Annotated in this window: 16 protein-coding genes; all 16 read left to right on the top strand. The window is 45.5% G+C overall.

The window, feature by feature from the left end:
• The first annotated feature begins 88 nt into the window (after nt 1-88).
• Complete coding sequence (locus V6Z81_10760; GenBank protein ID MEG9862947.1) at nt 89-607, top strand: terminase small subunit; 519 nt, start codon at nt 89-91, stop codon at nt 605-607.
• 37 nt (nt 608-644) lie between these two features.
• The gene (locus V6Z81_10755) at nt 645-2,531 is read left to right on the top strand and encodes a terminase gpA endonuclease subunit (protein MEG9862946.1); all 1,887 of its coding nucleotides are present in this window, start codon (nt 645-647) and stop codon (nt 2,529-2,531) included.
• Between the two features lie 13 nt (nt 2,532-2,544).
• A complete protein-coding gene (gene gpW, locus V6Z81_10750) occupies nt 2,545-2,745 on the top strand; it encodes a gpW family head-tail joining protein (protein ID MEG9862945.1) in 201 nt (66 codons plus the stop codon).
• Nucleotides 2,745-4,340, top strand: a complete 1,596-nt coding sequence (locus V6Z81_10745; GenBank protein ID MEG9862944.1) for a phage portal protein — start codon at nt 2,745-2,747, stop codon at nt 4,338-4,340. The genes gpW and V6Z81_10745 overlap by 1 nt, the downstream gene beginning before the upstream one ends.
• Nucleotides 4,330-5,637 carry a S49 family peptidase gene (locus V6Z81_10740; GenBank protein ID MEG9862943.1) on the top strand — a complete coding sequence of 436 codons (1,308 nt, stop codon included), beginning with the start codon at nt 4,330-4,332 and terminating at the stop codon, nt 5,635-5,637. The genes V6Z81_10745 and V6Z81_10740 overlap by 11 nt, the downstream gene beginning before the upstream one ends.
• Before the next feature lie 5 nt (nt 5,638-5,642).
• Nucleotides 5,643-5,999: a head decoration protein gene (locus V6Z81_10735; protein ID MEG9862942.1), complete on the top strand. Its 357-nt coding sequence runs from the start codon at nt 5,643-5,645 to the stop codon at nt 5,997-5,999.
• Nucleotides 6,000-6,011: 12 nt separating this feature from the next.
• Nucleotides 6,012-7,043, top strand: a complete 1,032-nt coding sequence (locus V6Z81_10730; GenBank protein ID MEG9862941.1) for a major capsid protein — start codon at nt 6,012-6,014, stop codon at nt 7,041-7,043.
• Between the two features lie 20 nt (nt 7,044-7,063).
• Nucleotides 7,064-7,312 carry a hypothetical protein gene (locus tag V6Z81_10725; protein MEG9862940.1) on the top strand — a complete coding sequence of 83 codons (249 nt, stop codon included), beginning with the start codon at nt 7,064-7,066 and terminating at the stop codon, nt 7,310-7,312.
• A complete protein-coding gene (locus V6Z81_10720) occupies nt 7,305-7,631 on the top strand; it encodes a hypothetical protein (GenBank protein MEG9862939.1) in 327 nt (108 codons plus the stop codon). The genes V6Z81_10725 and V6Z81_10720 overlap by 8 nt, the downstream gene beginning before the upstream one ends.
• The gene (locus tag V6Z81_10715; protein ID MEG9862938.1) at nt 7,628-8,155 is read left to right on the top strand and encodes a phage tail protein; all 528 of its coding nucleotides are present in this window, start codon (nt 7,628-7,630) and stop codon (nt 8,153-8,155) included. The genes V6Z81_10720 and V6Z81_10715 overlap by 4 nt, the downstream gene beginning before the upstream one ends.
• Nucleotides 8,152-8,676: a hypothetical protein gene (locus V6Z81_10710; protein ID MEG9862937.1), complete on the top strand. Its 525-nt coding sequence runs from the start codon at nt 8,152-8,154 to the stop codon at nt 8,674-8,676. Before V6Z81_10715 ends, V6Z81_10710 begins: the two co-directional genes overlap by 4 nt.
• Nucleotides 8,663-9,307, top strand: coding sequence for a phage baseplate assembly protein V (locus V6Z81_10705; GenBank protein ID MEG9862936.1), 645 nt, complete (start codon nt 8,663-8,665; stop codon nt 9,305-9,307). The genes V6Z81_10710 and V6Z81_10705 overlap by 14 nt, the downstream gene beginning before the upstream one ends.
• A 15-nt stretch (nt 9,308-9,322) precedes the next feature.
• Nucleotides 9,323-9,658 carry a GPW/gp25 family protein gene (locus tag V6Z81_10700; GenBank protein ID MEG9862935.1) on the top strand — a complete coding sequence of 112 codons (336 nt, stop codon included), beginning with the start codon at nt 9,323-9,325 and terminating at the stop codon, nt 9,656-9,658.
• Nucleotides 9,655-10,548 (top strand): baseplate J/gp47 family protein, encoded by an 894-nt coding sequence (locus tag V6Z81_10695; GenBank protein ID MEG9862934.1) that lies wholly within the window; start codon nt 9,655-9,657, stop codon nt 10,546-10,548. The genes V6Z81_10700 and V6Z81_10695 overlap by 4 nt, the downstream gene beginning before the upstream one ends.
• The gene (locus tag V6Z81_10690) at nt 10,538-11,260 is read left to right on the top strand and encodes a phage tail protein I (GenBank protein ID MEG9862933.1); all 723 of its coding nucleotides are present in this window, start codon (nt 10,538-10,540) and stop codon (nt 11,258-11,260) included. The genes V6Z81_10695 and V6Z81_10690 overlap by 11 nt, the downstream gene beginning before the upstream one ends.
• A gap of 3 nt (nt 11,261-11,263) precedes the next feature.
• A partial coding sequence (locus tag V6Z81_10685; GenBank protein ID MEG9862932.1) for a hypothetical protein occupies nt 11,264-11,513 on the top strand: 250 nt, incomplete at its 3' end.

Genomic DNA, 11,513 nt, shown 5'->3' with positions numbered 1-11,513 from the left:
GGTGCGAAAGACCGCCGGGTATAGCTATTTATGACACGATTTTAAAAGCATTATTTTAAACAAAAGTCAAGAAGTTTTTTAAAAAAAAATGAAAATAGAAACCGGTAAAAAACAGCTAGGCTGGCTAGACAAAAACGAGATGGCCGTAAGCCTCGGCATCACTCGGCAAACCTTTGACCGCTGGGGCGTTGTCCCTTTAGCAAAAAAAGGCCGGACAACCTGGTACGACGTGCGTTCAGTAGTTGAAAACAGGTTGACACACGCTCAAACCAAGGCCAACGCCATTACAAACAAGGAGGAAGGGATAGACTACGAAAAATATCGCTTAACACGTGCACAAGCAGACGGCCAAGAGCTGAAAAACGAGCTTGCACGAGGTGAAGTAGCTCCTGTTGAGCTACAAAGCCGTGTTTTAAGCAAGTGTATGGCTGAAGCCGGTGGAATATTGGACACTTTAATTCTAACGATAGCCCGAAAGCATCCAGAGTTATCTACCATGCAGAAGGAAAACATCAAAAGAGAAGTAGTAAAAGCACAGAACGCAATAGCAAACGGCCATAAACTTATAACGCAATTTTTAGATGAATATATCGAGAAGGCAACGTAAAACAATAGAAAAACAGGTCCGTCTAGGCTTGTCTGTCATGCATCGACCTACGCCAATGACGTGTACTGAATGGGCCGATGAAAATTATTACCTTTCCGCCGAGTCGGCATACATTGAAGGGCGGTGGCAGACATTGCCAGTTCAGCGGGCTATTCTTAACAGCTTCGGTAATGATGAAATAAGGGTTGTAAATTTAGTTAAATCTGCCCGTATAGGTTACTCGCAGATGCTGAAGGCGGCGGCCGGTTATCTTATTGAGCATAAAAAGCGAAACGGCATGATACTGCAACCAACAGACGCAGCCGCCAACAGCTTCATGAAAGCCCATATAGAAACGGCTTTAAGAGATGTTCCAGTATTAAAAGCGCTCTCACCTTGGCTGGGTAAAAAACACAGAAATAACACGCTTGAGGGCAAATTATTCAGCAATTGCCGCAACTTGTGGTGCCTGGGCGGAACATCGGCAAAGAATTACCGAGAAAAATCGCTTGACTTTATTATATACGACGAGCTGTCGGCATTTCCGGACGATATTGAAAAAGAAGGCGCACCCACTTTTCTAGGCGACAAGCGGCTAGAAGGTGCAGCTTACCCGAAATCTATACGAGGCAGTACGCCAAAGATAAAAGACCTGTGTCAGATAGAACGGGCCGCTAATGAATCTGAAGTAGAGTTATATTTTTATGTACCCTGCCCGCATTGCAAGAAAAAACAGACACTAAAATGGGGCGGAAAGTGTGACAAATTCGGCTTTAAATGGGAAACCGGAAAACCGGACACTGTTTACTACTTGTGTGAGCGCAGCGGATGCAAAATAAAACAACATGAAATACAAGCTAGTTTTGATACAGGAACCTGGCGTTGTAAAAAAACCGGAATACAAACGACAGACGGCTTGGAATATCTAGATAAGAATAATAAAACCGTAGAAACCCCAGAGTCTGTTACTTGGCATATATGGACAGCCTATAGCCCTTTTACCACCTGGTCTCGAATTGTTAAGGATTTTTTAAACGCAAAAAGCGACACAGGAAAGCTTAAAAGCTTTGTCAATACGACGCTGGGCGAGACGTGGGAGGAGAACACGGGTACAAAAATCGATCAGAACATGCTATACAGTCGGCGGGAATATTTCCCGGTTTACGATGGTAAAGTTGTCGTTCCTAACGGAGTCGTTTATATTACCATAGGAGGCGATACCCAAGACGACAGGTTCGAGTGGGAGGTTGTCGGCTGGGGAGCGAATGAAGAAAGCTGGTCATTGGATTATAAGAGCTTGTACGGCAATCTGACACAGCCGGAAATATGGAAAGCGCTGGCTGAAGCCTTGCAGAAAACATACACCAGAGAAGACGGCGCAGTAATGAACGCCGGGCTTGTTTGTTGGGATTCTGGCGGGCATTTTACTGACGAAGTTTACGCATTATCTAAAAAAATGGGCGTACGGTGGTTTATACCTACCAAGGGTGCCAGCCAAGCCGGTAAGCCGGTTGTGGAATTTCCCCGCCAACGCAATAAAAAAGGCGTGTATTTATCGTTTATAGGTACAGATAACGCTAAAGAAATAATATACCAGCGTCTTTCAATTATGCCGGAGCGTCAAGGGGTAGCGGCGTCCGGCTGCTGTCACTGGCCTATCAACGACGAGACGCACGGCGAAAGCTATTTCAATCAACTGACCGCCGAGCGAAAAACGCTAAAATTTATTGGCGGCAGACGTGTTTATACTTATATCTGTCCAAAAGGAAAGCGGAATGAAGCGCTTGATTGTCGTGTAGGTGCGTTTGTAGCTATGCGTATAGCACGGCAATATATGGGCATCAACCTGGACAGGCTAGCAGAAGAGCAAAAGCATAATATTGACAATAAAAAAGACAAGGCGTTGCCAGGTATAGAAGACTTCGGAAGGATGCTGGGCAGATAAAGCGGGGGCTAATATGGACGAATTCATAAAAGAGGCAAGAGACGCTAGGCATAAGTTAGTGCTAGGAAAATCAGCTCTTGTCGTACAAAGAGATGGCAGGCGAGTGCAGTATACCCCGGCAAGCTTACCAAGCCTCGATCGCTATATTGCCAAGCTTGAAAGCGAGGCAGGCAACAAAAAATTTACCCGCCATGCGACAAGAGTTCAATTTTAATGGCCAATATAAATATACTAGACGCACGTGGGCGACCTATTCCAAAAGCTACCTTTACTGGGGGTACTGAAGGTTTTGGCGGTGAGTTAGCACGCTGGACGCCTCCTTTGCAGATGGACGACGCCGCACTGTTGCCACATATGCAGGCAGGCAACGCAAGGGCCGACGACTTAACCCGCAATCATGGTATAGCGTCCGGCGGTGTACAGTTGCACGTCGATAACATTGTAGGCCATTATTTTAGATTAAGCGCCAAGCCGCTGTGGCGTCGTCTGGGTATTTCAGAAGCTGACGCTCGTTTATGGTCGGCGGACGTTGAAGCGGCTTTTTACGAGTACGCCGAGGACACTGTCAACTGCTGGATTGATGCAGAACAGCGTCGTACATTTACAATGATTATAAGAGAAGCAGTCGCCACGCACACCAGGTCCGGCGAGGCTATGGCGGTAGCAGAGTATGTAACACGACAAGGCACGCCTTTAAAAACTTGTGTAAAAATGATTAACCCCAACCGAGTAAGCAACCCCGGAGGCCTGCAAGCTAGCCGAGGTCTTAGGGGTGGCGTTAAATTAGACAAGCACGGCGCCTCTATTGGTTACTATATACGGGAACCCGAATATATAGGCGGCATGTTATACAACCCCCTGATTCTTAACGGCATCTCGGGCAACTGGCAGTACGTAAAAAAGAAGACACAGTGGGGGCGATTGCAGTTTTTACACGTTTTTGAACCGACCGGAGACGGTAACACACGGGGCACCAATCAATTTTTCAGTGTTATGAGTCGGTTGAAAATGCTAGACAGGTTTCAGACGGCACAATTGCAAAACGCCATTGTTAACGCTATGTACGCTGCAATAATTAAAACCGATCTAGGCGGCGACCAGGCCTTCGACATCATAAGCGGCGGCGACAACGGCGACCAGCGTTTAAAGTGCTATCTAAATACCATACAAAAATATCATGAGGCCGCTAAAATAAGTTTTAACGGCGTAAAAATCCCGCACTTAATGCCGGGCGAAGATTTGGACCTACTAACTCCTGGCAATTCGGCGCAAGGTTTCGCCGAATTTGAGTCGGCGATACTGCGGTACATTGCTGCGGGCTTGAACGTTAGCTACGAACAACTAGCCAGAGATTACAGTAAGACAAATTACAGTAGCGCACGGGCCTCTATGCTTGAAACTTGGCGCTATATGCTAGGGCGCCGAAAAGTGATCGCCAGCCGACTGGCTACAATGATTTACTCGCTAGTTTTAGAAGAATTGTTAGACAAAAAAATAGTTACACTGCCCAAAAAAAGCCGCTTTAGTTTTTATGAGGCTAGCGCCGCATGGTGTAACGCTAACTGGATAGGCTCGGGCCGCTCACAGATTGACGGATTGAAGGAAGTCAAGGAGGCTGTATTAAAAATCGAGCACGGCCTATCAACTTATGAAAAGGAACTTGCCAACATGGGCGAAGACTATCAAGAAATTTTTATGCAGCAGGTTAGGGAAACGAAAGAACGACAAGAGGCTGGCCTACCTCCACCTAGTTGGGTAAGAACTTTACAGTTAGACGAGCAAGAGGGCAGCAACAAAGATGAGTTATAAGACCTGCAACAACTACCCCAACCTAGCGGCACGAGCATTTAATCAGCCGCTACTAATGGAACCGGGGTACGCTCGTGTATTCTTTTCTTCATTGTCTGACCGTTTAGGCATTAAGCAGTTACAAGACGTCAATGGCCGTCTGCTTTGTAGCCAGAATATGCGTACAGAGGCCGAAGAATACGAAAACAGCAGAGAGAGCGTGCGCTCTTATCAGGTAATAAACGGCATTGCCATTTTACCCGTATCTGGAACGCTGGTGCACAAATACAGCTATATGCAGCCACATTCAGGTATGACAGGCTATAACGGCATAATTCAAAGGCTTAATGAAGCTGTTGCAGATCATGCGGTAGACGGTGTACTCCTGGATATTGATAGCCCTGGCGGAGAAGTGCTGGGCTGTTTTGATTGTACAGATATAATACACGCACTTGGCCAAATAAAACCAGTCGCAGCGCTTTGTTATGACATGAACTGTAGCGCAGCTATGGCTATAGCATCCGCTACGGGTAGAAGGTATATAACACAGACAGGAGTAGCCGGGAGTGTTGGTGTACTGCTGGCGCATTGTAGTCACGAGAAAGCACTAGAAGAAGAGGGGCTCAAGGTTACTTTAATTCATTCAGGCGCGCATAAAGTAGACGGCAATCCATACTTTAATTTAAAGGCTGATGTCGTTAAGGAGTTTCAAGAGCAGGTGGACAAAACTCGCTTAATGTTTGCGGAAAAGGTGGCCAAGTACATGAGAATGGGCGTACAAGATATACTAAATACAGAGGCTGCGACCTATACTGGACAAGACGCTATTAAAATCGGCCTGGCCGACGAACTGGTAAACGGTTTTGAGGCGGTTAACGTTTTCCGAGAATATGTAACAACACAACATAAAAACACAGCTATGGGGGCTGAAATGGGCAGGAAAGAACAATACGAAGATCAAGAGACGCTCACAAAAGAGCAGGCGGAAAAGGTCGCAGCAGAACTGGTCACAGCAGAGCGTGAGCGAATTAAAAGTATTACTACATGCAAGGAGGCAGAAGGGCGTAGGGCTATGGCTGAACACCTTGCTTTCAATACTGACTTAAGCGTTGACAGTGCTAAGAGCCTACTAAATACAGCACCACAAGAAAAACAACAACAAGATAGCAACCCATTGCTTGACGCTGCTATGAATGCAACGCATAAGCCGGTAGTAAGCTCAGACGCCGACTACGAGCAAGTAAGCGGCGATGACGCTGTTATAGAGCAAGCGTTAAGCGCATATAGCACGATTACAGGAATCAAGCACGGAGAGTAAAAAAAATGGCTTTTGATGAGTATAAATATACGACGCCGTTTACCGGTTCAGATGTCGCCTACACAACTAGCGCTACTGTTGCAGCGGGTGAGAAGTTTGAAAAGTTGACACCGCTTGGGCAGGTGGAGACGACGGGAGAATTAAAGGCGTATAACCCTACAGCTACCGACGGAACAAACAAAGCCGTTTTTATGTCTGCCTATGACATAGACGCCACTAACGGAGCTGAAGTCGTAGCCGTTTACAAGTGCGGTACTTTTAACTCGCATATGATTAACTGGCCAAAAAGTACAACCGCAGCACAAAAGGCTACCGCATTTACCGGTACCCCTATCAGTCACCAGACGCCTATTAACGACTAAGGAAAAAAGACAATGGAACCATTATCTACTTATGCCATGCTTGGCATTATGCGACAGTTACAGCCTTTTAGCTCGTTTTTTCTGGATATGTTTTTTCCGAGAATGTACACATTTTCGACCGAAGAAATTATGTTTGACAAAATTGTAAGGGATGTAACGCTAGCGCCGTTTGTCTCGCCTGTTATTGAAGGAAAGGTAAGGAAAAAAGAGGGCGGCAAGCTGGCGCACTTTAAGCCCGCTTACGTTAAACCCAAAGATATTGTACTGCCTGAAATGTTACTACAACGTCGTCCGGGCGAACCTTTGGGTGGCAATCTTTCACCAGAACAACGCCGTCTAGCTGTTGTGGCTCAGTTACTGGACGAGCAGAACAAGCAAATTGTTCACCGTGAGGAATGGATGGCCGCCAAAATACTAACGACGGGGAAAGTTGTTGTAGAGGGCGATCAATACGAAAAACAGGAAGTAGACTACGGCCGACATGTAAAAAATACTATTACTGTCGCCGGAAAGGCCAAGTGGGATGCACTAGACAAGGAATCAAGAAAACCTATCGACGACTTAGAAGACTGGTCAGAACTTTGTACGGGTGTCTGTGACACAGTCATTATGGGGCGCAAAGCGTGGCGAGCCTTTGTCGCTTTTGATTCTGTGCAAACACTACTAGATACACGACGCGGCTCTCTATCCAATGCGGAAACAGGTCCATCACAAGTACGCACAGCTCAGTTTAAAGGCGTCGTCGGTAGCTTAAAAATTTACGTTTATAACGGCAAATACAAGGACGAACTACGACAAGATCAAGACTACATGCCAGCCGGTGGTGTTCTTTTGGGTAACAGTTCTTATAATGGTATTCGAGCTTACGGCGCTATCTTGGACGCAGAAGCGGCCGCACAAGGTGTGGTAGAGGCTAGCCGCTATCCGAAGAACTGGTTCAATAGAGATCCCGGTGTCGAGTATTTAATGACACAGTCGGCACCGCTGCCCATTATTCCCGACCCTGATGCTTTTGTTTATTCTCAAGTAGTAGACAATGCGTAAACGTTAGCCTAGGTAATGTTATGACGGAAGAAAAAAAACAAGAAGACGACAACAGCAAGCCTAAAAAGCCTAAAAAGCCTAAAAAGCTTGAAAAGCCTGAAAAGCCTGAAAAGCCTGAAAAGATTGCTGTAGTAAAAGCCTTAGCAACGCTTCAAGTTATTATTGATAACAAAGTGTTTCTTATTGAACGGGATGAAGGCTTCAATATGTCAGCCAAAGAGGCAGCCGAACTTGTAGAAAATGGCCTAGCAGTCGTTATTCATGAATGAGTTCGAGAAACTTTCCGCAGAAATGGACAATATTATAATGGACACAGTCGGCACAGAAGTACGACTACCCAACAATATTACCATTCGTGGGGAGTTTTTTATACCAACGGAGGAAGGACACCTACAGCGGCTTCAGCTTGACGCAGCTCAGCCGGTTGTTACTGTTTTTGACAGTGACGCTCGTAAAATTGTTGTAAATGACGTGTTAATTATTAATAACACACCATTCAAAGCGCTCAAAAAATTGCCAGACGGTGGCGGGCTTACTGTTGTTTACTTGACGACAAAAACGTCAGCAAAAGCTAAGGATTGGCTATGAGTTATGACTTAAAACTTGAAATAGAAGACAGTGCGGCACTAGATGAGATAAAGCATAAGCCCGGCCAGCTTGCGAAAGCCTTGCAGCGTGCCGTACGTAAGACACATAAATGGCTACAACGCCAAATAATAACAGGGATAGCCAAAGAGATACTAGTCGGACAAAAACACGTCAAGCCCCGTATTTATTCAGATTTTGACAATAAAACACTGACTGGGAAAGTTTGGGTAGGTTTGAACCCTATATCAGCCAGAAGAGCAGGGGAACCAAGACAGACAAGCCTAGGAGCGAAGGCTGGTAAGTATTTTTTTCCCGGTGCCTTTGTCGTACGTATTAAGAACGGCCCGGCCAATGTTTTCAAAAGAGTAGGAAGAGAGCGTCTACCCATTAAGCGAGAAATGATAGATATTGACGTACCAGGGCGTCTAGTATTGCATCGCCTTGAGAATCAAGTAAAACAATACTTCAATAGACGTTTAAATGAAGAGATAAATTATGCACTAAACGTTGAGACCGCTAAATGATAAACACGTTGACTGAAGTGTATGCGGCGATCGTTGGCCGCTTGCGTGAAAAGTTTAATAACAAAGTTGACCTTATAGAAGTCTATAGCCCACTGAGTCCGACGCCTGAAGTTGTGGCGATGTTGCTGGCATTGGAAAACATGGCTATAGAGCAAAGCGCCGGGGATGGTCGTGTGTGCGCTTTGTGTGACTTTTCGATCAGTGCGTTACTACCGGTTACCGGGTACTCGCTTGAGCAGGTAAGCGTAGCGGCGTCCAATTATGCGGCAGCGTTGCTCCAGTTTATTTATAATAATAAATGGGGATTAGGTAAAGATATCGGCTTGCCGGAAAGTATAAGTGCACAGCCTGCTTTATTTGAACCAGGACACACGGGGTACGAGTCCTGGCGGATAACCTGGGGGCAGTCTGTTTATTTAGGCCAATATGACAAAGGCGTTAATTTTTTGCCGGACATTGTTAAATACAACGCTAGCCCGGAAAGGGGCAAAAAGCATAAAGACAACTATGTACGAATATAATCTAGTAGAGCTGGCTCGCAAACTGTCCAATATTATAAAGCCGGGTACGGTGCAAGAAGCCGATTATAAAAAAGCCAGATTAAAAGTAAAGGCTGGCGAGCTTTTAACAGCCTGGCTACCCTGGTTGACGACTAGAGCAGGAAACAATAAAACATGGTGGGCGCCAGAGGTGGGCGAGCAAGTGCTACTATTATGCCCGGATGGCAATCCGGCGCAGGCCTGGATACTGCCCGCAGGATTTACACAAGATCACGCAGCGCCGGAAACGAAGCCGGAGTGCACTGTCATGCAATTTAAAGACGGCGCAAGCATTCGTTACGACACGAAGGCGCATAAGCTTGACATTATTCTGCCTGCTGATGGAGCTTTTACAATTGACAGCCCGGCGGGCGTGATTATAAAAAAAGATTTAACCGTTAAGGGGAATATAAAAACACAAGGCAACGTTAAAACAACCGGCGATATAGAAACAAAAGGCAGCGTCAAAGCGTCCGGCGATATTGGCACGCAAGGGAGTATTAAAGCGTCCGGCGATATAACAGACAGTACTCGCTCAATGAGCGCCGACCGCCTTATCTTTAATACTCATACGCATCCGGCAAACGGCGCACCACCTGCAACCCAGCAATAACAAAATATTTTTTTTATGAATGGTATTAATGCGACAACAGGCAAGCAATTATCAGGTATTAAACATTTACGACAAAGTGTTATTGATATTCTTATAACCCCGTTGGGTTCTCGTGTCATGCGGCCTGAGTATGGTTCAAAATTGTTTGAATTAGTAGACACACCTGTCAATAAATCGTGGTTTATAGAGTGTTACGCTGCTGTCGCTGAAGCGCTTGACAAGTGGGAAAAGCGGCTAAAACTGACTCGTATTAGCGTTGTGGCCGTTACAGCTGGTCGGCCTATTATAAATATTTACGGCATATACATACCAAGCAGAGAACACATAAAGCTAGAGGGCCTGGCCATATGAGTGTAAGCAATATTGATTTATCGCAATTACCAGCGCCGGATATTGTAGAAACTCTTGACTATGAAAACATACTTGACGCCATGCTTAAAGACGTACGAAAGCGGGCGCCAGAGTTTAACGCACTAGTTGAAAGTGATCCGGCCTACAAGCTGTTAGAGGTTGCCGCCTATCGTGAAGTGTTGCTCCGTTCTCGTATTAATCAGGCCGCCAGGGCTGTCATGTTACCGTATGCTCGGGGGGCTGATCTTGATAATCTGGGGGCATTATATCGCACAACACGCCATACAATAAAACCGGCAGACAATACCAAAACGCCACCGGTACCCGCTGTGTTTGAAAGCGATAAAGATTATAGACGACGCTTGTATTTAGCCTGGGAGGGGCTAAGCAATGCAGGCACGAGAGACAGTTATACCTATCATGCGTTAAAATCCTTGTCCAGTATTCAGGATGCAACCGCCAGCAGTCCTGAAAAGGGCAAAGTACTTATAACTGTATTATCAAGAACAGCGCCAGGAACCGTCAGCGCAGAACAATTAGCGACTGTTAACGCATACATGCAAAAGCCGGAAATAAGACAAGTCACTGACCTGGTAACGATAGAAAGCGCTAAAATTATCAACTATAAAATAAACGCTACGCTACATGTATTGCCCGGACCTGGTGCTAACATTATAAAGAAGACGGCAGAAAAAGAGCTGGGGCTATACGTTGAAGAAAGGCGACTAATAGGGCAAATTATTCCAGTCTCTGGAATTTACCGTATTTTACAACAAGAAGGCGTTGTACGTGTTGATCTGGAAAGCCCGACAGCAGATATAAAACCCAAAAAAAATGAAGCCGGATATTGTTCGGCCATTGCTTTGAAGTTGGCAAGTCATGACAGCTAAAAAAGATAAACTTATGCCGCCGTCGGCAACGCCACAAGAAAACGCATTGTCTAATACAATCGCCGAGCGATTTAAAAGTCTACCTGTTGATATAAAAAAGCTGTGGAATATTAAAGAGTGCCCGGCGTCGTTTTTATCTGTTCTAGCTTGGTCGTTAAAGACTGACATATGGGACGAGGCCTGGACAGAGCGGCAGAAGCGCAGTGTGTGCGCCTTTTCACCTAATCAACACGCCATAAAAGGCAGCCGTAAATCATTGGAGCAAGTTGCCGAACCAATTGGCGGCCATGCGGCTATAAAAGAATGGTGGGAACAAAGCCCGCCGGAAGAGCCTTATACCTTTAGAATAACAGTGTCATCTAGCGCAAAAGCTGGTACCGATATCCAGCGCCAGGAAGTAATACAAAAGTTGCTAGACATCGTTACCCCGTTAAGAAGCCGTTATATATTAGACATTGGTACAGACTTTAACAGCGATCTTTTTTTAAAATCCTTTGCGCAGTCTGCTAAATTTTCAAGCAAGGCGTTTTGTTATCCTTTAAACCTTAAAGCAGACTTTAAGGGCGATCTTTTTTTAAAATCCTTTGCGCAGTCTGCCAAAGTTTCTAGCAAGGCGTTTTATTATCCTTTAAACCTTAGAGCAGACTTTAAGGGCGATCTTTTTTTAAAATCCTTTGCGCAGTCTGCCAAATACTCAAGGAAAACATTTTAAACCATGCCTGTTATTATTGAGAAAAATGCGCTTAACGCTCTTAAAAATGCAGATGCTACCGGGCTAAAAGCGTCCAAGCTGGCCAAGGTTGAGCTATGGGACGGTAGCCGACTAATAAAAGAGTTACCGGTAGTCGGTGTGCGGGTAGTTGAGCCGGGAAAAATTTATGTAGTAGCCACTGATTCAAGCGTTGATGCGTACACAGTCAACAAACTTAAGTATTACTTAGACAACGACGTTTTATTCGCCACTG

It is taken from the genome of Parvularculales bacterium (genome assembly GCA_036881865.1).
Classification (GTDB): domain Bacteria; phylum Pseudomonadota; class Alphaproteobacteria; order JAPOUT01; family JBAJNM01; genus JBAJNM01.
The sequence above is the reverse complement of the archived record's forward strand: the minus strand, read 5'-3'. Positions and strand labels throughout refer to the sequence as shown.